16 protein-coding genes and 1 pseudogene are annotated in these 22,869 nt (G+C 49.8%); 7 read left to right on the top strand and 10 right to left on the bottom strand.

Annotated elements, in window-relative coordinates:
• Nucleotides 1-102 precede the first annotated feature (102 nt).
• The 5 genes from ACW6QF_RS13430 (at nucleotide 103) to ybaK (ending at nucleotide 7,756) form a co-directional block, all read left to right on the top strand.
• Nucleotides 103-2,688 carry an ATP-dependent Clp protease ATP-binding subunit gene (locus ACW6QF_RS13430; RefSeq protein ID WP_298549427.1) on the top strand — a complete coding sequence of 862 codons (2,586 nt, stop codon included), beginning with the start codon at nucleotides 103-105 and terminating at the stop codon, nucleotides 2,686-2,688.
• Nucleotides 2,685-3,599 carry an ABC transporter substrate-binding protein gene (locus ACW6QF_RS13425; protein ID WP_456088204.1) on the top strand — a complete coding sequence of 305 codons (915 nt, stop codon included), beginning with the start codon at nucleotides 2,685-2,687 and terminating at the stop codon, nucleotides 3,597-3,599. The genes ACW6QF_RS13430 and ACW6QF_RS13425 overlap by 4 nt, the downstream gene beginning before the upstream one ends.
• 8 nt (nucleotides 3,600-3,607) lie before the next feature.
• Nucleotides 3,608-5,011 (top strand): ATP-binding cassette domain-containing protein, encoded by a 1,404-nt coding sequence (locus tag ACW6QF_RS13420; protein ID WP_456088203.1) that lies wholly within the window; start codon nucleotides 3,608-3,610, stop codon nucleotides 5,009-5,011.
• A 100-nt stretch (nucleotides 5,012-5,111) separates the two neighbouring features.
• Nucleotides 5,112-7,253, top strand: coding sequence for a Tex family protein (locus ACW6QF_RS13415; RefSeq protein WP_456088202.1), 2,142 nt, complete (start codon nucleotides 5,112-5,114; stop codon nucleotides 7,251-7,253).
• Between the two features lie 5 nt (nucleotides 7,254-7,258).
• The gene (gene ybaK, locus ACW6QF_RS13410) at nucleotides 7,259-7,756 is read left to right on the top strand and encodes a Cys-tRNA(Pro) deacylase (RefSeq protein ID WP_456088201.1); all 498 of its coding nucleotides are present in this window, start codon (nucleotides 7,259-7,261) and stop codon (nucleotides 7,754-7,756) included.
• A 106-nt stretch (nucleotides 7,757-7,862) separates the two neighbouring features.
• Here ybaK and ACW6QF_RS13405 read toward each other — a convergent pair whose 3' ends face one another.
• Nucleotides 7,863-8,756, bottom strand: coding sequence for a hypothetical protein (locus tag ACW6QF_RS13405; protein ID WP_456088200.1), 894 nt, complete (start codon nucleotides 8,754-8,756; stop codon nucleotides 7,863-7,865).
• A gap of 670 nt (nucleotides 8,757-9,426) precedes the next feature.
• Between ACW6QF_RS13405 and ACW6QF_RS13400 the strand changes: the two genes are divergently transcribed.
• Nucleotides 9,427-10,260: a DUF6261 family protein gene (locus ACW6QF_RS13400; RefSeq protein WP_456088199.1), complete on the top strand. Its 834-nt coding sequence runs from the start codon at nucleotides 9,427-9,429 to the stop codon at nucleotides 10,258-10,260.
• Nucleotides 10,261-10,433: 173 nt separating this feature from the next.
• Here the strand turns inward: ACW6QF_RS13400 and ACW6QF_RS13395 are convergent.
• Nucleotides 10,434-10,523 (bottom strand): annotated as a pseudogene (locus ACW6QF_RS13395) (helix-turn-helix domain-containing protein); the annotation flags it as partial.
• Nucleotides 10,524-10,526: 3 nt separating this feature from the next.
• Nucleotides 10,527-10,928, bottom strand: coding sequence for a lipocalin-like domain-containing protein (locus ACW6QF_RS13390; protein ID WP_022321933.1), 402 nt, complete (start codon nucleotides 10,926-10,928; stop codon nucleotides 10,527-10,529).
• A 101-nt stretch (nucleotides 10,929-11,029) separates the two neighbouring features.
• On the opposite strand from ACW6QF_RS13390, the gene ACW6QF_RS13385 reads away from it, so the two are divergent.
• Nucleotides 11,030-12,142, top strand: a complete 1,113-nt coding sequence (locus ACW6QF_RS13385) for a glycoside hydrolase family 43 protein (RefSeq protein ID WP_456088198.1) — start codon at nucleotides 11,030-11,032, stop codon at nucleotides 12,140-12,142.
• 82 nt (nucleotides 12,143-12,224) lie between these two features.
• Here the strand turns inward: ACW6QF_RS13385 and hisB are convergent, their stop codons facing one another.
• The 7 genes from hisB to ACW6QF_RS13350 all read right to left on the bottom strand — a co-directional run bounded on the left by hisB (nucleotide 12,225) and on the right by ACW6QF_RS13350 (nucleotide 22,780).
• Nucleotides 12,225-13,352 (bottom strand): bifunctional histidinol-phosphatase/imidazoleglycerol-phosphate dehydratase HisB, encoded by a 1,128-nt coding sequence (hisB, locus tag ACW6QF_RS13380; protein ID WP_456088197.1) that lies wholly within the window; start codon nucleotides 13,350-13,352, stop codon nucleotides 12,225-12,227.
• Between the two features lie 11 nt (nucleotides 13,353-13,363).
• Nucleotides 13,364-14,395 carry a histidinol-phosphate transaminase gene (gene hisC / locus ACW6QF_RS13375; RefSeq protein ID WP_456088196.1) on the bottom strand — a complete coding sequence of 344 codons (1,032 nt, stop codon included), beginning with the start codon at nucleotides 14,393-14,395 and terminating at the stop codon, nucleotides 13,364-13,366.
• Nucleotides 14,392-15,681, bottom strand: coding sequence for a histidinol dehydrogenase (gene hisD / locus ACW6QF_RS13370; RefSeq protein WP_456088195.1), 1,290 nt, complete (start codon nucleotides 15,679-15,681; stop codon nucleotides 14,392-14,394). The genes hisC and hisD overlap by 4 nt, the downstream gene beginning before the upstream one ends.
• A gap of 59 nt (nucleotides 15,682-15,740) precedes the next feature.
• Nucleotides 15,741-16,592: an ATP phosphoribosyltransferase gene (hisG, locus tag ACW6QF_RS13365; RefSeq protein ID WP_298549413.1), complete on the bottom strand. Its 852-nt coding sequence runs from the start codon at nucleotides 16,590-16,592 to the stop codon at nucleotides 15,741-15,743.
• A 283-nt stretch (nucleotides 16,593-16,875) separates the two neighbouring features.
• Nucleotides 16,876-19,413: a M1 family aminopeptidase gene (locus tag ACW6QF_RS13360; protein WP_456088194.1), complete on the bottom strand. Its 2,538-nt coding sequence runs from the start codon at nucleotides 19,411-19,413 to the stop codon at nucleotides 16,876-16,878.
• 22 nt (nucleotides 19,414-19,435) lie between these two features.
• Nucleotides 19,436-19,891, bottom strand: a complete 456-nt coding sequence (locus tag ACW6QF_RS13355; protein ID WP_456088193.1) for a DUF4268 domain-containing protein — start codon at nucleotides 19,889-19,891, stop codon at nucleotides 19,436-19,438.
• Nucleotides 19,892-22,780, bottom strand: a complete 2,889-nt coding sequence (locus ACW6QF_RS13350; RefSeq protein WP_456088192.1) for a M16 family metallopeptidase — start codon at nucleotides 22,778-22,780, stop codon at nucleotides 19,892-19,894.
• Nucleotides 22,781-22,869 lie beyond the last annotated feature (89 nt).

Raw genomic sequence — 22,869 nt, 5'->3', positions numbered from 1 at the left:
TATTTGATACTTTATTTTCTTTTAAGGAATAATGGCATGGATTTTGTTAGATATATAACGAGAGTTTATTACATTTGCATGATCACAGTACATTATTATAATATGAAAAATAACTATTCAAAGAGATTAATGGACGTTATTGAATATAGCCGCGAAGAAGCTGTAAGGCTTCAGAACGGTTATATCGGACCGGAACACTTAATGCTTGGAATTATCCGCGACGGCGAAGGGAAAGCCGTGCAGGCCCTGCGCGAACTGAATGTCGACGAATGGGATATCAAAAGAAAGATCGAACGAGAAATTAAGAATACAATCGATGCCGAGGAGGCTGTCCAGCATGATATCGCAATCAGTAAAACAACCGAGCGCGTACTGCGCATGAGCATGCTTGAATCGCGCTTGTTCAAGAAAGAAGAAACCGGAACGGAACACCTGCTTCTGGCCATTCTGAAAGAAGAGTTCAATATTGCGGCAAAGGTGCTGAACGAAATCGGCATAACGTACCGCAGCATCTATAACTACCTGGTGAGCGGTACCGGCTTGAAGCGCATGGATGATTTTGCCGGAGAAGAAGACGCCGGACATTTCGAAGGGATCAGCGATGGCTATACCGACGACGATGAAGACGAAGACGATGATTTCTCTTCCCGCCGGGAGTCTCCCCGCTCCTCTTCCGGAGCCGGCTCCGCACAGCCCAAATCGCCCAACGACACGCCTGTATTGGATAACTTCGGTACGGATATGACGCGTGCGGCCGCTGAAAACCGTCTCGATCCGATTGTCGGGCGCGAGAAGGAGATCGAACGCCTGGCGCAGATACTGAGCCGCCGCAAGAAAAACAATCCTGTCCTGATCGGCGAACCGGGTGTCGGCAAATCGGCGATCGTGGAAGGCCTGGCCCTGCGTATCATCCAGCGCAAAGTTTCCCGCGTTTTGTTCGACAAGCGTGTGATCAGCCTGGATATGGCATCTATCGTGGCGGGCACCAAATATCGCGGCCAGTTTGAAGAACGTATCAAGGCGATTCTGAACGAACTGTCGAAGAACCCGAATATCATCCTGTTCATCGATGAGATCCATACGATCGTCGGTGCCGGTTCGGCTTCCGGTTCAATGGATGCCGCCAACATGCTGAAACCGGCCCTGGCCCGTGGTGAAATACAATGCATCGGCGCTACGACCCTGGATGAATATCGTAAGAACATCGAGAAAGACGGAGCTTTGGAACGTCGTTTCCAGAAAGTGATCGTCGATCCGACAACTGCGGAAGAGACGTTGCAGATCCTGCAGAATATCAAGGCCCGCTACGAAGAACATCACAACGTGATCTATACGCCCGAAGCCCTGCAGGCTTGTGTGAAACTGACGGAACGTTACATCAGCGACCGCAACTTCCCGGACAAGGCAATCGATGCGTTGGACGAAGCCGGTTCTCGCGTACATATATCTAACATAACGGTTCCGAAGAGCATCGAAGAACTGGAGGCGAAGATCGAGGCGACCAAAACAGAGAAGTTCGCTGCCGTCAAGTCGCAAAACTTCGAGCTGGCCGCCAGCTTCCGCGACAAGGAACGTCAGTACCTCTTGCAGTTGGAAGCCGCCAAAGCCAAATGGGAACAGGAATTGCAGGAGCATCGCGAAACGGTGGACGAAGATAAGGTGGCAGAAGTCGTAGCCATGATGTCAGGTGTCCCTGTTCAGCGTATCGCCAAAGCTGAAAACCTGAAACTGCTCGAAATGGCCGAGAACCTGAAGAAGAAAGTGGTCGGCCAGGATGATGCCGTCCAGAAGATCGTAAAAGCAATCCAGCGTAACCGCGTCGGCCTGAAGGACCCGAACAAACCGATCGGGACCTTCATGTTCTTGGGACCGACAGGTGTCGGCAAGACTCACTTGGCCAAGAAACTGGCGGAATATCTGTTTGACTCGGCCGACGCCCTGGTCCGTATCGATATGAGCGAGTACCTCGAAAAGTTTGCGGTGTCCCGCCTGATCGGTGCGCCTCCGGGATATGTCGGTTATGAAGAGGGCGGCCAGCTGACCGAGAAAGTTCGTCGCAAGCCCTACTCTGTCGTCCTGTTGGATGAGATCGAGAAAGCGCATCCGGACGTGTTCAACCTGCTGCTGCAAGTGTTGGACGAAGGACGTCTGACTGACAGCCTCGGCAGACGGATCGACTTTAAGAACACGATTCTGATCATGACGTCCAATATCGGTACACGCCAGTTGAAAGACTTCGGCCGTGGTGTCGGTTTCAGTTCGCAGGCTGCCGGCGAACCGGATAAGGACTTCTCCCGCAGCGTTATCCAGAAAGCGTTGAATAAGGCGTTCGCTCCGGAGTTCCTGAACCGTGTGGACGACATCATCATGTTCGACCAGCTGGACAAGGAAGCGATCCATAAGATCATCGATATCGAGTTGCAAGGTCTTTACAAACGTGTGGCAGGCCTGGGGTATTCCCTGGAACTGACAGACGCCGCCAAGGATTTTGTTGCCACCAAAGGCTATGACATCCAGTTCGGTGCACGTCCGCTGAAACGCGCCATCCAGAAATATCTGGAAGACGAGATGGCGGAAATGATCATCCGCGCCTCTGTCGGAGAAGGAGATACGATCGTTGTCGACTTCGATAAGGACAAACAGGAGATTGTCACGAATGTAAAGAAAAGCGAGCCGGCTGCCGAATGACATTTTTCAGATGCTTTTGCATGCTACTTATTTTATGCTGCTGCAATAGTAAACCGAATACAGAAGCGGAAGCGATACACGTAGCTGTTTTACGTGGTCCTTCCGCTATTGTCTTTGCACACTGGATGGAAGAAGCGCCCGTTATCGACGGCAAGCCGCTATCCGTCCGGATAATCGATTCTCCCGACTTGATGCAGGCCGCCCTGATAAAGGGCGAAGCGGATATAGCCGTTTTGCCGATGATCAGTGCTGCCAACCTGTATAATAAAGGCATCCCGTACCATCTGGCAGGTTGTCCGATATGGGGAACCCTCTATCTGGCCGGCAGAAACGATAAAGGACTTTCCGGTGCTGCCAAGCCGGTTTTACATATTTTCGGAGCCGGAACGACACCTGACATTCTGACCCGTCATTATCTTCGGCAGCACAAACCCGATTACACGCTGAATTATTCATTTACTACCGCACGGGAGATCATGCAGGGGCTGTTGGCCGGGAAAGTCGATCATGCCGTTTTGGGAGAGCCGTTTCTAAGTATCGCGTTGCGGAAAGACAGCACGTTGCACCTATTGGCAGACCTGAACAGTCCCGATTCAACCTCTTTGGGATTTGCCCAGACAGCCATACTCTATGCATCCGCTTTGGAAAAAAGCCGGGAAACGATAGACAGCCTCTTGGATCTTTCTTGCCGCTTTGCCGTGGAGCAGCCGGAACAGGCGATCCGCATATTGGAAAAAGAAAACATTTTTGCATCCGGCATGTTGACGCCCGAAAGTATCGAACGCTGCAAGATCGACTACAAAACGGCATCCGAAGCCCAAGAGAACATACTCCGCTTCCTGCAACTGATCGGGCAGTATGAACCGAAGGCATTGGGAGAAAAGATGCCCGACGAGCAATTCTATAAATGACCCGGAAAATGAAGAAGAGCATCTTTACCCTCCTGTCGATAACCCTCCTCTTGCTGGCCTGGCAACTATTGTCGATGCTGGTACGTTTGCCGGATTTGGTTCCGTCCGTACCCCGGCTGTCAAGCACGCTCGCCGTACTTTTCGCATCCGGCTCGTTCTATCGATCAGTCATGGCGACAGTGTTGCGCGGAACCATCGGGATGTCCGTCTCGCTAATGGCGGCCGTGGGAGTCTCTTTCCTTTTCGACAAATGCGGGTGGATGTATGAACTTTTCCGTCCGTTACTGGCAATCATGCGTTCCATTCCGGTCATTTCATTCATACTCCTGGCTTTGATTTTCCTGAATGCGGAAAGTATTCCTTTGATAATCGCTTTCCTGACCATGTTCCCTCTCCTTACGGAAAACCTGACGAAAGGAATACGGAGCCGGCGGAAAGGGCTTTCGATAATGGCCCGCCAATTCAGGATCGGACGTTGGAACAGGCTGGCACAAGTGACCTATCCGCAATTGAAGCCATTCCTGTACAGCGGGCTTGCATCCGCCGCGGGCTTCGGTTGGCGGGCTATCATCATGGGAGAGGTTCTGGCGCAATGTTCGCCCGGCATCGGCGGGGAGATGAAGCAGGCACAAGTTTTTATAGCCGTTCCCGAATTGATCGCATGGACAATTGTCGCGATCCTGATCAGCTATCTTTTTGACAGAGGGATCAACCGGTTGGCAAGGCAACGATTTCCGATACATTTTAATGAGCATTCCAGCAAATTGCCTGCGCCAAAAGGAAATTGCGACATACGGATCCGCGATGTTTCATACCGGTATGGTTCGGATACGGTCCTATCCCGCTTCAGCTATACTTTCGAAAAAGGATTCATATATGGCATAACCGCTCCGTCGGGAACCGGCAAAACGACCTTGTTGAACCTGATCGGGAATATTTTAAAGCCTGTGCAAGGAGAGATCGAGACAGACTGTAAAACCGGAATCGCTTATGTATTCCAGGAACCCGAATTGCTCAGCCAGTTGACGATTGCCGAAAATATCGCCCTTCCCTTGGCGGCCTGCCTGAAAAAGGAGATTGCTTTCGAACGGGCGGCCTCAGTATTGCGAAAGATGGAGTTGGGAGACTTTGCGAATCGTTTCCCTGATGAACTGAGTTTCGGACAGCAACAACGGGTCGCGATTGCACGTGCCCTGGCCTATCCTTCGCCGCTCCTGCTTATGGACGAACCTTTTAAAGGTTTGGACGAGGCTTTAAGCCGCCGAATTATCGAGCGTATCCGCGAACGGCAAGCAGAAAGCGGACAGACGATTCTCTTCACCTCCCATCATCCCGAAGAACTGCGTTTGTTCGCAGATAAGACAGTCCGTTTGGATCAAACCGGCCGTCAGGAGACTCTTACCGGTGTGTAAGGAATTGCAAAAATAGTTGGATAAAGAACTCGTCGGCTGAAGCAAAATAAAAGCCAAACCATTATCTTTGTGGCTCGAATATAAAGAAACGACCCATATTATGGTAGCATCATTTCATACGCTGATTTCCCGTATCCTGGACATTCCCGCCGGACAGGTGGAACGAACCGTCGGGCTGTTAGGAGAAGGAGCGACAATCCCCTTCATCAGCCGGTACCGCAAAGAGGTGACCGGAGGGCTGGATGAAGTCCAGATCGGCAACATCAAAGACCAGTTGGACAAGTTGACCGAACTGAAGAAGAGAAAAGAAAGTATCTTATCCTCCATAGAAGAACAAGGCAAACTGACTCCCGAACTGAAAAAGAGGATCGAGGATTCGTGGGACAGTACCGAGATAGAAGACATTTATCTGCCTTACAAGCCCAAACGGGTCACCAAAGCGGAGATCGCCCGCAAGAAAGGACTCGAACCTCTTGCCAAAGTCGTGATGATGCAGAACGAAAGAGATCTGTCCGCCCGTGTGGCAGCTTTTGTCAAAGGGGAAGTGAAGGACGCGGAAGAAGCGTTGCAGGGGGCGCGTGACATCATCGCCGAATGGGTGAATGAGAACGAAGAGGCCCGGGGCGCCGTCCGTAATTCTTTCTCGCACACGGCGGTTATCACGTCCAAAGTCATCAAAGGGAAAGAGGAAGAAGGCGCCAAGTACCGCGATTATTTCGAATTCAGCGAGCCTTTGAACCGTACGAGTTCACACCGTCTGTTGGCCCTGCGCCGAGGGGAAGCGGAAGGTATCCTGCGCGTAGGCATTTCGCCCGACACGACGGGCTGCCTGGACCGTCTGAAACGCCGTTTCGTGAAAGGACGGGGCGAAGCATCCGAACAGGTATCGATGGCCGTGGACGACTCTTTCAAGCGTTTGTTGAAACCTTCCATCGAAACCGAATTTGCCAACCTGAGCAAGGCGAAAGCCGACGAAGAGGCGATCCGTGTATTTGCCGAGAACCTGCGCCAGTTGTTGCTGGCTCCGCCATTGGGACAGAAGCGCGTCTTGGGGGTCGATCCCGGCTACCGTACGGGGTGCAAGCTGGTTTGCCTCGATGCGCAAGGGACATTGTTGCATAACGAAGCGATCTATCCCCACCCGCCCAAGAACGAGAAGAGCAAAGCGGCTGCCAAAGTGGCACAATTGGTCGCAACCTATGCTATCGATGCCATCGCAATAGGAAACGGGACGGCCAGCCGGGAGACGGAACAGTTCATTACCAATATCCGCTACGACCGTAAGGTTCAGGTGTTCGTGGTCAGCGAAAACGGTGCTTCCATTTATTCGGCTTCCAAGATCGCCCGCGATGAATTTCCGGAGTACGATGTGACGGTCCGTGGCGCCGTCAGCATCGGTCGCCGCCTGATGGACCCGCTTGCCGAGTTGGTCAAGATCGATCCGAAAAGCATCGGTGTCGGACAATACCAGCATGACGTCGAGCAGGGCGCCCTGAAAAAGAGCCTCGACCAGACGGTGGAAAGCTGCGTGAACCTGGTTGGTGTGAACGTCAATACGGCAAGCAAACATCTGCTGACCTATATTTCCGGATTGGGCCCGGCACTGGCACAGAACATTGTCGACTACCGTACCGAACACGGGCCTTTCCAGTCCCGCCGCGAGCTGCTGAAAGTGCCCCGCATGGGAGAAAAGGCTTTCGAGCAAAGCGCCGGTTTCCTCCGTATCCAGGGGGGCAAGAACCCGTTGGACAACTCGGCCGTCCATCCGGAAAGTTATCCGATCGTCGAACAGATGGCAAAGGACTTGAAATGTACCGTTGCCGAACTGATCAGCCATAAAGAACTGAAGAAGAAGCTCGACTTGAAGAAATACGTCACGGATAAAGTCGGAATGCCGACCTTGTTGGATATCATGGAAGAGCTGGACAAGCCGGGACGCGATCCCCGCCAGACCATCCAGGTATTTTCTTTCGATCCGACGGTCAACACGATCGAAGACCTGAAAGAAGGGCAAGTGCTGCCGGGTATCGTCACCAATATAACGAATTTCGGCTGTTTCGTCGACGTCGGCATCAAGGAGAACGGGCTGGTTCATATTTCCGAATTGGCAGACCGTTTTATCAGTGATCCGACACAAGTCGTCTCGATCCATCAACATGTGAAAGTAAAAGTGTTAAGCGTCGACCTCGTTCGCAAACGGGTTCAGCTCTCCATGAAAGGAATAGAAGAAACAATTTCTTAATAGCGATGAAAATCAACAAAACAAACGTAGCACGCCTGCTGGACAAAGCCAAAGTGGCTTACCAGCTGGTTCCATATGAAGTAGATGAAAACGATCTGAGTGCGACACACGTTGCCGACCAGTTAGGTGAGAATGTCGCGCAGGTATTCAAGACGCTTGTCCTCCACGGCGACAAAAGCGGCTACTTCGTCTGTGTCATTCCCGGCGCCGACGAGGTCGATCTGAAAAAGGCCGCCAAAGTCTCCGGCAACAAAAGCTGTGAAATGATCCCGGTCAAAGAACTCCTCCCCCTCACCGGCTACATCCGTGGCGGCTGCTCCCCCATCGGCATGAAAAAGCATTTCCCGACCTACATCCACCACACCGCCGGACAATTCGACCATATCTATGTAAGCGCCGGACAACGGGGCTTGCAGATCCGGATCACACCGGGGGACTTGATTCGGGAGGCACGGGCGGAGGTGGCGGAACTGACACACGAGGGTGTTAAAAGTAAGTATTAGGGGATGCAGATGATACAGACGAGCACAGATGAAGGCAAATATTATCAATAAAATAAATATGCGTTTCATCTGCGTCCAGTTTATCCGTTTTGCCCCCTCTCTGTCATTAAATATAAGTCAGCATTCCATTTTTAATATTAAGGGTAAACTTAATTTGTTCTTTACTACCGTCTTTGTTTGTTATATCACAAGTAAATTCCCAGATTTCTTCTGTTCTTTTTATTGTATCAACAGTCATTAATGCATCAGCTTGAACTTTTTCTAAAGAGGTTTCCCAAATTGATTTTCCGGTTTGGTAATCATATCTATCAACAACATATCCTCTATTAATTCTTATTCCTTCTGTGTAAGAAACAGGGATATCGTTTATCCTATTAGGTGAATACTTTAAGTTTGTTATTTTTTCTCCTTCCATAGAATATACAATACTTTCATTAACATAAGAAGATTCAGAAACTATGCTTCCATTATACCATGCAAGCAGACCGCATACATTTGCAGTAATAAATTTTTCTGGCTGATTTACATAAACAATATTCTCATCATGTTTAAAAAAGAAAAGATCCGGTCCAAGAGTAGGATAACCACCTCCATACTGGTCTTCACCATAACTAATTCCTCGTGAATAACAAACATAACCTAAATCAGTCTTTAATAAACAGTCAATACCTTCTATATTCCATGTAATAGTTCTCCCATAATCAATTTTATATTCTTTCTCTTTATATACGTTTAAACTTTCCCACTCATGTAGTTGCTTCTTAGTATGATTGTCAAATAGCCCAATCCAAATTTTCTGGTCTCGAAATCCAAATAATAAAGCTGAATCTAAGTAAAGGCCTTCAGTGTTCGAAAATTCATAGACTTGAATTTTCTCCATATCAAGTCCTTTTAAATTTTTAATGTAATATCCTTGTACTGTCTCTTCTTTATCACACCCAAATAGACTCAAAATTAATACACTCAGCAATAAATAGCATTCAAATTTTAAATTATTCATATCAAAAGTATTTTTTTCTATGCTCCCTATAGAAAATAATAAATAAAAAAAGCGTGGGAACCATCGTCTATCACTGTACTGAGGCTCTGGACTGCCCACTACGCAATAATAGAACAATGATCCCACGCTTTATGATGGTATATATAAACTATCCGTTACCAGACAGGTATATAACAAACACAAGCGCAGGAGCCATTTGATCTATTATCTTGCGTAGTTGAAATTGTCCAGATTTCAGTACAAGATAATATCGAAACGCTTCTACGTTATTTTCAATACGTCCACAAAGATCGTGTTTTTGAATGATTAAGCAAATAATTCCGTATGATTTTTTGCCGGGCCGTTTCCCCTTTTCAGGAAATCTCGCACCCCCGTCGCACCCCTGCAAACCCATTTCAAGAAATCCTGAAGTCGTTTTTCACCGTGCAGGGCGGTCTCAAGAAATCTTGTAATGGGTTTGCACCTTTGAAAAGTCGTTTTGAGAAATCTTGAAACGGCTTTTCACCATTCAAAAACGGTTTTAAGATTTCTTGAAGATATTTTTCACCGTTGGAACGGCATTTCAAGGTTTCTTGAAGACTTTTCCGGACAATAAAAGCAGAAAGCAATGCTAAATCAATAATTATTGTCTACCTTGCAGGACAATTTAAACATTTAATTACGAATGCCTATGGGAACATACACGAAAATCAAAGTAATCATGCTTTACACACTCAATAACGCCGAGTACCTGGCCTATATGAACTCCGTACTCGCTTTGCTCCCTCCCCCATCGGGCGGCGAGGAAGATCGTCCGGGTGAACTCTCCTTGGGCGAAGAAGTGCAAGCATCAGGAGCTCCGGACATCGGCCTGTCAAAAGAGTTTGTCAATGCAATGGAAAAGGACGTGCTTGCCCTGGCAGACGTTGTGGATGAAAGCCGTATCTCGCAGGAAACGGAAAAAGCCGAATTACACGAAAAGAATCGGGATAATTTAGTTGTTTACATCACGACACGTATCTCCCGTGCCGGGACATTGCCACTTGAGGCTGAAAGAGATGCAGGAAAATATTTATATAAGGTCATCAAGCCTTATATCGGCATCGCCCGTCTCCCGGTAGCACAGGAAAGTGCCAAGATACAAGGGCTTTTGATCGATTTGAGAAAGGACGAAAACATCTCCTATGTGGAGACGCTCGGACTGGCGGCTTATTTGGACGAACTCGAAAAGGAGAACAACGCCTATATCAGCCTGACGAGCCAACGGACACAGAACCGGGCAGCCAACAAGAAGGAAAGCGGTGTGGTTCTGCGCGAGCGGATCGACGGATATTATGAAGATCTGGTCATGCTGGCACAATCCTACAGCGTCGCCGTACCTTCGGAAGCGGCAACGGCATTTGTCAACAACCTGAACCAGTTGATCACCGAAACGACCACCGCCAATAACCAGCGGAAGAAAAGATCAGGGTCAAACGGCAACGGGGCTGACGATTCCGAACGTCCCGGGGAACTGTCTGTTTAAACAAAAAAAGAGAGGGTGTGTCAAAAAGAAAATCCTGCTTACAATAGACACAATTTAGGCACGGATTACGCGGATTACACGGAAAGATAATAAATTTATCCGTGTAAATCCGTGCCTTAAAGATCGTGATAAAGGAGTTTTGACACACCGCCTCTTTTCTTCTTTCTTTAATTTTATACACCTAAGACGATATCAGCATCGATATTCAATTTCCGGCTGATCTCACGAACAACTTTCAAAGTCGGCTCGCATTTCTTATTTAATCTTCAGAACTTCCGGAACGTATATGTTTTCCCTTCGCGGCTTAAGATCAGTTGCTTGGATTCCAGTTTATCGATTGTATAGGTTTGTTTGGAAGAATTCCAATCGGTATAGGGCAGGAATTTACTGATCGGCCCCGGATTGTTCTCCAATTCCAGCAGCAATGTTTTTTCACCTTCCAACGTGTTGTAGCCATATTGATGGCGGAAAGAGTCGATTTCCGTAACGTACACCTGGTACATAAACAAAGAATGTTCAAAATTAAAATAAACCGTGTCGACATTCTGCACGTCACCGCTTGCTTCTACCTTCTGTAATTGCCATTTACCGAACAACTTGGATTCCGTGTCCTTGCTGCACGAGACGAACAGGATCACACAAAATGCTATCAATATATTTCTAACCATACTCTTTTTCTGCTTAAATCGGACATCAAAGGAAAGGAAATAATTTCAAATTTGTATATTTGCTGTCATTTATTATGTGTTTTTAATTTTATAGACAATCTATGAGACAAATGAAACAATTTGTAATACTGCTTTCAGCTGTATTTACTTTTTCTTCCTGCGTACACAAGGCGCAGAAGGAACAACAGGAAAAAAGTATCGTGCATACCAATCCCCTTCCCGTAAAGTTTGGTGATCCGTATGTACTGCTGGCTTCGGACGGCATATACTATATGTATGGAACAGGCGGAGGCGCCGTCGACGGCTTCAGTGTGTATTCCTCTCCCGACTTGGCCAACTGGAAAGCCGAAGGACAGGTATTCCGGGGCAACGTTCCGGGATCATGGGGAGTCGCCAACTTCTGGGCCCCGGAGGTGTATGAACGGGGTGGCAAGTTCTATATGCTGTACAGTGCCGACTGGAAAGAAAATCCGACAAACGAACTGGAAAATTTCCGTATCGGAGTGGCTGTTGCCGACAAGCCGACAGGACCTTTCAAGGAATTATCCGACAAACCTTTGTTTGATCCGGGCTATCCGGTTATCGACGGGAACCTGATCGACGACGAGGATGGACGGACCTATCTGTATTTTTCCCGTTGTTGCTACAAACATCCGGTGGAAAGCGAAATTGCCGAAAAGGCTAAAAAAGAAGGGAAGTTCGACGAGATAGAGGAAAGCTGGATATATGGCATCGAGGTAAAGCCCGATTTGACAGAAGTGATCGGTGAACCGGTCCTGCTGCTCCGTCCGCCAGTAAAACTGGACGACACGCAATCCGAATGGGAAAGCCGCTCCGTTACTTCCGGTGAGATCAACCGCCGTTGGACGGAAGGCCCTTATACATTGAAAAAGGGCGATACCTACTACATGATGTATTCGGCCAATTATTACAAAGGCAAGAATTATGCTGTCGGCTATGCAACGGCAAAAAGTCCGCTCGGCCCGTTTGTCAAATCGAACGACAACCCGGTACTTCAAAAGAATGTGGAGCAGGGAGGCATCGTTACCGGCACGGGGCATAACAGCGTGACCTGGTCGAAAGACGGCAAGCAGATGTATTGCGTTTACCACGGCTACACCCAGAAAACAGGAAACGAGCGGGTTGTCTTTATCGACAAGATGGGAATCGATGAGAACGGCAAGCTTTATGTGGAAGGACCGAACGCGGAGTAAATTAAGAATTAAAAATTAAGAATTAAGAATTAAAAAATTACGGTCGATGATATTTTTTAATTCTTAATTCTTAATTTTTAATTTACAAAGCCCCCTTTGTACTCGGCAGTTCATACCTGTAGATGTCGCGGCGGATAGCCATCTTGATGGAGCGGGCCAAAGCCTTGAAGATTCCTTCGATCTTATGGTGCTCGTTTGTGCCTTCCGCTTTAATGTTCAGGTTCATGCGGGCGGCATCGCTCAGGCTTTTAAAGAAATGCAAGAACATTTCGGTCGGCATATCCCCTACTTTCTCACGGTGAAAGGCTGCATCCCAGACTAACCAGGGACGTCCGCCGAAATCAAGCGCCACACTGCACAGGCAATCGTCCATCGGCAGGCAGTAACCGTAGCGTTCGATCCCTCTCTTGTCGCCTAAAGCCTTTAACAAAGCTTCTCCAAGCGCAATAGCCGTATCCTCTATCGTATGATGTTCGTCTACTTCCAGATCCCCTTTCACCCGTACCGTCAAATCGATACCCGAATGTTTTCCGATCTGGTCGAGCATATGGTCGAAGAAGCCGAGACCGGTGGAAATCTCCGTCCGCCCATGTCCGTCCAGGTTCACTTCCACTAAAATATCCGTCTCCTTTGTCGTACGTCGGATAGTGGCCCGGCGTTCTCCGGCAAAAAGATATTCCGTGATCCGGTCCCAATCGTCTGTAATCAGGACGGGAGAAACAGCCGTATTCTCCGTGAGCAACTGTCGCGCCTCGTCGTCATCCGGACGAAGCCATATCCCTTTTGCCCCTAAATTGGCTGCCAGCTGCATATCCGTCAGCCGGTCACCTATCACGTAACTGTTTGCCAGGTCATATTCGCCGGACAGATAGCGGCCTAACATACCTGTACGGGGTTTCCGGTTCGGAGAGTTTTCTTCCGGAAAAGAACGGTCGATCAGGATATCGTCGAAACGGATCCCCTCGCCTTCCAAGGTCTTCAACATCTTGTCGTGTGCCGGCCAGAAAGTGTCTTCCGGAAAGGAATCCGTACCCAAACCGTCCTGGTTCGTCACCATCACAAACTCGAAATCCAACTGTTTACGGATAAAGTACAGGTTACGGAATACCTTCGGATAAAACACTAACTTCTCCAGGCTGTCCAGCTGATAGTCCACCGGCGGCTCTATCACAAGCGTTCCGTCCCGGTCTATAAATAAGGCTCTTTTCATTTCATAAATCTTTACATTTTTTTAAGCGCTTCGAGCAAAGCATCGTTTTCATCCGGCTTGCCGACCGTGATGCGAAGGCAGCCGTTACACATGGTCACATTTGTCCGGTTACGGACGATAATACCCTGTCTGACCAGATTTTTATAGATCGTATCGGCATTCGTCACTTCGACCAGGATAAAATTTGCATCCGTAGGATAAATCTTGCGCACGCAGTTCAACTCCGGCAGTACGGCCTGCAGACGAATCCGCTCGGAAAGGATCGAACGAAGCTGTTTTTCCATCTGTTCCTTGTTCTCAAGTACATACAAGGCACGTTCCTGAGTCAGCAGATTTACATTGTACGGATATTTGATCTTATTGAGGATCGCAATGATTTCGGGAGAAGCAAAAGCCATTCCCAACCGGATTCCGGCAGCCCCCCACGCTTTGGACATGGTTTGCAGGACGATCAGATTCGGGAATTTCTCCAACTCGCCTAAGAAAGAAGGCTCGATGGAGAAATCGACATAAGCCTCGTCAATCACAACGATCCCCTGGAAAGTATTCAATACTTTGTAAAGGCGGTCACGGCTCAGATTATTTCCCGTCGGGTTGTTGGGAGAACACAGGAATATCACCTTCACCCAGTCGTTTGCCGCTTCCAGAAGGCTGTCGGTATCCAGGTCGAACTTTTCGTCCAGCTTGATCTTCCGGAACTCTACGTTATTGACATTGGCCGCGACTTCATACATGCCGTAGGAAGGCGCGATGCTTACGATGCTGTCGATAGACGGTTCGCAAAATGCACGGATAATCAGATCGATCGGTTCGTCGCTTCCGTTCCCCAGAAAGATAGACTCGCGTTTCACCCCTTTGATCTCCGCAATCTTCTTCTTCAGTTCCCATTGCAAAGGATCGGGATAGCGGTTGTACGGTCTGTTAAACGGGTTTTCGTTTGCATCCAGGAAAACGGAGGCATTACCTTGAAACTCATCTCTGGCAGACGAGTAGGGCTTCATGTTCCAGACATTGGGTCTGACTAAATCTTTTAAGTCTTTCATAATGTGTTCAATCTGATTGTTACTGCATTCTTGTGCGCATCCAGCTGCTCGTTGGCCGCCATTGTCCGGATCGTCCCGCCCAACAGCCGGATGCCGTCGGCCGTGATCTCCTGGAACGTGATCTTCTTGATGAAGCTGTCCAGGTTCACGCCACTGTAGGCTTTTGCATATCCGTTGGTCGGCAACGTATGGTTCGTACCGGAAGCGTAGTCGCCAGCGCTTTCCGGCGCATAGGGTCCCATGAAGACACTGCCTGCATTTTCGACCTGCCCGGCAATATCTGCATAATCGGTCGTCTGGATAATCAGATGCTCCGGAGCGTACAGGTTGGTGAAGTCGATCACTTCCTGTTTATCTTTCAGCACGATAAGACGGCTGTGGCTCAACGATTTTTCCGTGATCTCCTTACGGGGCAGCCGGTCCAGCTGTTCCCGGATCGCTTGCATGACCGGTTCGACGATGCTTTCGGATGCCGTCACCAGCATGGCCTGGCTGTCCACTCCATGTTCCGCCTGGGAAAGGAAATCTGCGGCGATAAAGGCGGGATTGGCCGATTCGTCCGCAATCACTTCCACTTCGGAAGGACCGGCAGGCATGTCGATGGCCACCTCTTTCAGGCTGACCAACTGTTTGGCCGCCGTCACATACTGGTTACCGGGACCGAATATCTTATAGACCTTCGGAACCGATTCCGTTCCGTAGGCCATCGCCGCTATGGCCTGGATACCTCCTGCCTTGAATATCTTGCTGACGCCTGCCGTTTCCGCGGCAAACAGGATGGCGGGGTGTACCTTTCCATCCCTGCCCGGAGGCGTACAAAGCACGATTTCCTTACAGCCGGCGATACGGGCCGGGACAGCCAACATCAGGACGGTAGAGAAAAGAGGAGCCGTTCCGCCGGGAATGTATAAACCGACTTTTTCTATCGCTACCGCTTTCTGCCAGCAGGTGACACCGGGTGTCGTCTCTACCTTCTTTCCCGTAAAACGCTGTGAGGCGTGAAATATCTCTATATTGTTCTTTGCTTGACAGATAGCCTGCTTCAGGTCTTCGGGCACGAGCTCCTTTGCTTCCGCTAATTCCTGTTCTGAAACCTGCAACCTTTTGAAGGTAGCGGGATCTATCATGTCGAACTTCTCCTCATACCGGATAACGGCGGCATCTCCTCCCTCCCGGACTTCATCCAGCACCGTGCGAACCGTATCGAACAGTGTCGTGACATCCAGCGCCGGACGCTGGGCCAATGAGGCCCATTTTTCTCTTGACGGATATTTGATTACTTCCACTTTATAAATTAAAAATTAAGAATTAAGAATTAAAAAATTAAGAGGTAATACTTATTAATTTACAAAATCATTTTCTCGATCGGCAGCACCAATATGCCTTCCGCTCCCAACGATTTCAGTTTACCGATGATTTCCCAGAAATGTTTCTCCGCTATGACAGATTGGACAGACACCCAGTTCCCGTCGGCAAGCGGCGTGATGGTCGGGCTCTTCATGCCCGGCAGCACTTCTATGATCTCGTCCATCTTGTCTTTCGGAGCGTTCAGCAATACATATTTCTTGCCTTCCGCTACCTGGATCGCTTCGAAACGGAACAAGAGTTCGTCCAGGATAGCCTGTTTTTCATCCGACAGATTGTTGTTGGCAATCAACAGGGCTTCGCTCTGCATGATGACTTCCACTTCTTTGAGCTGATTGCTCACCAGCGTGCTGCCGGAGCTGACGATATCGAAAATCGCATCCGCGAGGCCGATACCCGGCGCAATTTCCACAGACCCGCTGATTACGTGAAGGTCTGCTTTCACTCCCTTTTCAGCCAGATAAGCCTTCAGTATTTCCGGATAGGAAGTTGCGATCGTTTTTCCGGCGAACCATTCCACCCCCTGATAATCTTCATCTTTCGGAATGGCGAGTGAAAGACGGCATTTGCTGAATCCCAAACGTTTGATCAGCTTGGCCTCCTGCCCTTTCTCCACATATTCGTTTTCGCCTACGATACCGACGTCGGCAACGCCATTGGCAACTGATTGCGGGATATCGTCATCGCGCAGGAATAAGACTTCTACCGGGAATCCTTTTGCCGACAACAGCAAAATACGTTTTCCCCTGTTCAGTTTGATACCGGCTTCTTCCAAGAGAAGCATTGTTTCATCGTAAAGACGACCTTTAGATTGTACTGCAATTCGTAACATGTTTATTTTGTTTGTATATATTTTCCCAAAAACAAAATAAGGCCCACCGTAAACGGCAAGCCTTATTCATTTATATCATATGTTCCTACATACCACACAGCCCACCGAACTATTGCCCGTTGTAATGATGATGGTGGAGATGCAGAACTGTACTTTTCATTTGTTATTATTTTTACGCTGCAAAGTTACAATAATAATTGAATTAGCAAATAAAACTTACAAAAGATTAGCCAAACAGGGCGATTTTTTTATAATAAAGCCAATTTCAACCCGATAAATCCGGTTATCTGTACAAATGATCCGCCTGCTGACGGATTTTATTTGAGAGCAGGACCGGATAGTCCGGGTGGGCGGCAAAGAAATCGTCCACCTCCTTCTTAGCCTCCGGCGAAGTATGTCCGCTCAATAAAGCCCGTACCCAATCACGCGGAAAAAAGATGTCCCCCGTACGCTGTACTTCCTGCAAGGCTTCCAGAGCCGGACGGATATAACCGACCGCTTCTTTCTGGCGCAACTGGCAGTTCAGGTTCGACAAGGCGGCCGAAGCCCACGGCTCGACGCGACGATTTCCGGCCACGAGTAGAGAGGCAAACACACTGTCGCGTACTTCCTTGCGCGGAGAAACGGATGGCGAGATGAACGCATATTGCCGTTTGCGGTCCGGATTGGTGATCCGGGCTTGCTGGGTCGCTACGATTTCATCGGCTTTGTCGGGCATTTGGATTGCCAGGCCGTACGACAGGCTGATATAATCGTTTTCGCTCAGCGAACAGCCGGCAGGCGCTTTCCGGTCTTTCCAGAGCGCATACAGTTTGCCGACCGCTTCCCGCGTGCGGGCGATGGAGCGATACAGGCGGAACGCCTGCAAACGCCGCTGGGGTTGTTCTGCCGTCGTGACGATCTTCCAGAGTACCTGTTCCGTTTTTTCCGGATCAGCGGGATACAGACGTTGGCAATTGCCGATATATCCGAGGGCGGCCGAGAACAACAGGGAATTGGTTTCCCCCGGCAGATAATCCAACATGGCTTCCATATACGATTCCGAAGAGATCGTCCAGTTCAATAAATTCTCATACAAGGTGATCAGCAAGGAACCTCTCAACACCTCATCCTTGCAATCGGGAAGGTAGGACAAACAAGCCTTCGCATCTTTTTCAAACAGGCGGAAGAAACCATATCCTTTGCCGTCGGCATTGGGTATGACGAAACTGCCTGTGCCCGCCTTCCTTTTCAAATCCACAAATCTCAACCTCTTGCCTTTTGCAAATTTAACTTGAACTTCTTCTGTCTCCTTATCCGGATGAACGATAAGAAAAGACAAATCCTGTTCCCACAGAAGTCCGCGGCCGAAAGGGTCAGACTGTTCGACATACAATTTTTTACCTGCTTCGCAAGAGATTTCAGGCATCCCCTTCTCGTTCACCCAGACATGGCTCCAGGCCGACAGGTCGTCGTCCGTATATTTGTCCAGGATGCCGATCAACCCTTCCCAGGTCGCATTCCCGTATGCATACGTCTTCAGATATTCCCGTATCCCTTCCCGGAAAGGCTCCTCCCCTATTTTCTTCACCAGCATTTCCAGGATAACCGGAGACTTATCATAGATGATATTGCCGTACATCAATCCGGCATCCCGCATATTCGACAGTTGCTGCTTCACCGGATTGGCGCCGGCGGTACGGTCTTCGGAATAGGCCGCCGGGATATAGTCGAGCATGAAGTTCAGGGAATGGTTCACCTCCGGAAACAGAGGTTCGATCATCCGGGAGGCATAATAATTGGCGAAAACCTCTTTTGTCCAGACATCATTGAACCATTCCATCGTCACGAAGTCCCCGAACCACATATGCGAAGTCTCGTGCGCAATCAGGGAACTGCGTGCCAGACGCTCGTTCAATGTCGGGTTCTCGTTCAGGAACATCCGCCCGTCCGTATATAAGGTCGCTCCCGTATGTTCCATCCCGCCGAACTGGAATCCCGGCAAAATGATCAGGTCGTACTTGGCGAAAGGGTACGCTATCCGGGTATATTCCTCCTGCCATTCGAGCGCATCGAACACTTCGGAGGCAATGTCGGGACACTGTGCCACCTTCTTCGGGTCGGTCTCGCGATGGTAAATCGAAATATTCCGTCCGTCGCGCGAATACGTTTCCCGTGTCAGCTTACCGGCGACGAAAGAGAAAAGATAGGTGCTGAGCGGTTCCGTTTCCCGGAAAGAAATCCGCCTGCGCCCGGCGACGGATGTCGAATCCACCTGCTCGACTGCCCCGTTGGCGACCGCCTGCCAGGAAGACGGGACCTCCAACGACAGGGTGAAAAGCGATTTCATATCCGGCTGGTCGAAACAAGGGAAGAGCGTACGCGCCCGGTCGGGAACCAGCAACGTATAGAGGAACTCGTCCCGGCGGTTCAGCGACTGGTCGTTTGCCGTAAATTCGACGGTTACGCGGTTCTCTCCGTCTGCCGCCTCTCTTGCGCCGATCACGATATGTTCGTCCTTAACCGTATAAGGGACTTTCCTGCCATTCAACAAAACCGAGGCAACCTGTTCCGGTTCTCCCCGGAAATCGATGATAACCGGTTGCTTTTCACGGACGGCAAGCGTTATTTCCGCTTTGCCGGTGACGGCCTCCCATCGGTTTTCCGGGATGGAGAAAAAGAGGTGGTAACGTACCCCCTCGAAATGTTCTTTCCTGAACCGGGCCAATTCCCGGCTGACTCCCGGTTGCAACAGCGCCGCATCCGGCGCAGGACTACCGCAAGCACTTAAGAATGCGACAGAAGCTATCCCTATAAAATGTTTAAACATGACATCAATCATAATTCGAAAATCATAAATCTCCCTATTCCCTCAAATACTCCGCCATGGACATGAAGTTCCGTTCCAACAGATACATCCGGCTTGCCATAAAGGAGAAAAACTCTCCCCAGTCCTGACGGCGGTGGAAATCGATCCCGAACCTGGAGGTATAAATACGGGCCACCTGCTTTCCGGTATCGCGCACGAAACAAATGTCCCAGGTCAACCCCTCCGGAAAATCCGTTTCCAGCGTATCCTTATACCACGTCAGGCGTTCGAACATCTCCAGCCGGGCCTCTTCGCTCCTATGGTTCACTTCGAGGATGACAAACGCACCCTCTCTTGTCGCATCGAATTTGAGTTCGACCCCTTTCACTTTCGTATCATATAAAACCCACGTTTTCTTGCGTCCTCTCAGATACGGCTGTACTTCACAAAATGAGGCGAAACTTTCCCAAAATTCAAGTTTCAGGTTCTTGAGTTCGTCTTTACTATACATTTATTTATATATGTCTTTCTTTTTCACTTTTACTATCGTACCGTATTCGGCCAGCTTCTTCATATCGATACGTTTCCGGTTCCCGGCAATCACGTAAACGACCGGGCGGCCACTGATCTGCTCCCGATAGAAACGGGAAATATCCTGCATGTCCATCGTTGCGATATCCCGCAGGAATTCTTCAGCCGGATCACGGTCGAAACCTTCCATACGCGCACTCGCCACTTTCTCGGACAGGCTGCGGAAAGGCGGATAATCGTTATTGATGCGGTTCACCAACGTCTGCTTGACCGCCTCCACCCTTTCCGGCTTCAACGGCATTTCCCGGATCAGCGAATCCAGTACGCCCAGCGCATCCGGCGTCTTGTCGCTCTGGGTGGACAGCATCGCCGTAAAAGATCCGGCAGTCCCCTTATGCGCATGGTTCGGCAACTGGTAACGACCGCTTGTCCGGTAGGCAAAAGAGCGGAACTCCCTTATCTCCTGGAACATCAGCGACGACATATCGCCCCCGAAGTAGACGGAGAACAGCCGGGAGGCATGGCGGGAAGCCTTGTCATCGACCGGATCGCCCTTGACATAGCCGTAAACGATGCTCTGCGCCATATCCGGCATATCGATAAAAAAGACGGTCGGCCGGTCGTATTGTTTCAACTCGCGGTAATAGGGAGAATTGGAGGGCACGGTCGTCCGTTCCAACGGGATATGCCGGCGGATCGTCCCGATCACCTTCTCCACAGGCAAAGTGCCGCAGTAGTGAAGGTCGCACTCTACGCTCCGCACCTTGTCGTAGACCGCCAACAGGTCTTTTCCCTTCAATTTCTTGATCTGCGAGAGTGAAAGCTTACGCAGGTAACGGGACTGGTCGCCGTATTTCACCTGTTCCAGCAAAGCCGATGCCACATTGTCGCCCGACTTGAAAAAGGCTTTCTCCGAGACTTTGGCATCGTCCACGATCTGGCGGAGCCTCTTGTCGTCTGCCTTTGCATGGCGGATAAAGTCGCCCACAAGTTCCATCGTCTCGTCGATATGGTTGTCGAAACCGGTCACCTTCATGACAAAAGCATCGGGCGTCACATCGAAGGCAAGCGTGCTCCCGATCGACTGCAAGCGGCCGCGGAACTGCTCGAAGGGCAAGGAATCGGTCCCTAACAATTGCAGGTAGTTGACGAGCTGCATCAACTCCGGTTGCTCCAAAGCGCCGATCCCGTATGAGATATTGAAGGTGAAAATATCGTTCAGCGGATTAGGAGTCGTGTACAACGTCACCAAAGGAGCCGGCTTCGATGTCTTCACATCCTTCTCGAAATCGATGATACGAGGCGGCACTTGCTGTTCCGGTATCTTCTCCAACTGTTCGGCATAGGCAGACGAAGCGTCTGCATGGCGGGGGACGACGGGGGCAAAAGCCGGTTTCGGCAGATTGTCCTTCGGATATTTCCCCGTGCTCTTGGTTACGCACAGATAGTTATCGCTGAAATATTTTCGGGCGACCCGCACGACATCCTCTTTCGTGATAGACTCGATCCGCGCCACCTCGTCCAGGTAATCGTTCCAGCTCTTTCCCTGCGAGAACAGATTCATCATGACCGTCGCACGCGAGTCGATATTCTCCAATGCGGAAGCATACTGCCGTTTCTGTTCCAGTTTCAGGCTGTTGAACACTTCGTCGCTGAAGTCTCCGTTTTTCACCCGGTTGATCTCGTTCCAGACCATCTTCTCGGCCGAGCTGTACGATTGGATCAACAACTTCGGCATAATGGCGACCGCCAGGATGCCCGCCTCATTCATGCTCTCGTTGATGGCAAGGGCTCCCATCAGCTTATGCTCCACCATCAGTTTGTCCAGATAGCCCGTGCCGTTGGCGTTGTTCAGCAGGTTGACCGCTATATTCAGGGCAACCTGGTCTTCATGGTTGGCCGAAACGCCCCGGAACCCCAGCCCCATCGCCTTAATAAAAGGGATCGGGAACTTCACCTTCATTTTCTCCCGTCCGTTAAAGGGCGGGAGCGTCACCTTCTCCGGCGCCGGCACATTGCCCGGACGGATGCGTGAAAAGGTCTTTTCGAGGACAGGCATAACCTGACGCGTATCGAAATCGCCGCTAAGGATCAGCGCCATATTGGATGCCACATAATAGTCCTCGAAGAACTTGCGCATCTCCGTCAGCCGCGGGTTCTTGAGGTTCTTCGTGCTGCCGATAATCGGGTAAGCATACGGGTGCGGGCCGAAATAACGTGCCATCAGCGTGTCCATCACCTGGCCGCCGATGAAGTCGCCGTACATGTTCTTCTCCTCATAGACCGTTTCCAGTTCGCTTTGGAAAAGGCGGAAGACGGGGTTGATCAGGCGTTCGCTGTTGATCTCCGCCCATTGGACCATATATTGCGGTGAAAAGGTATTGAAATAGATCGTTGCGTCGTATGAGGTCGCCGCGTTCAGGCCGGAACCGCCGAACCGGCTGATGAGCCGGTTGAACTCGTTGGGGATGACATATTCGGAAGAGCGGATACTCAGCTCGTTGATCTCCTTTTGCAGGCGGGCACGTTCTGCGGCATCCTCCGTCATGGCCAGTTCGTCGTATTTCAGGACGATGGAGTCCAGCAGGACCTTCTCCGACTCGTAATCGAGCGTCCCGATACGGTCCGTCCCCTTAAACATCATGTGCTCGAAATAGTGGGCGATCCCTGTGTCCGGGCAATCCTTCGACCCTGCCTTCACGACGACGGCGCCGAAGACCTTCGGCTGGCTGTGATCCTCGTTCAGCCAAACGGTCAGCCCGTTATCCAGTTTATATTCCTTTACTTTGAGAGCGTTCAAGTCCGCTGCTTGCGATTGATAAGAACAACATGCGAATGCCATCATCACTACTTTTAATTTCACGGTCATGTTACAGATTTGCAATATTAGCGTCAAAGATAAAAAATTAATCCGACAATAGTGATCGATGCGATAAACCAAACGAATATTTAATTGTT

The organism is Parabacteroides sp., from assembly GCF_977054455.1.
Note: the sequence above shows the minus strand (reverse complement) of the source record. Positions and strands in the feature narration are given on the sequence as shown.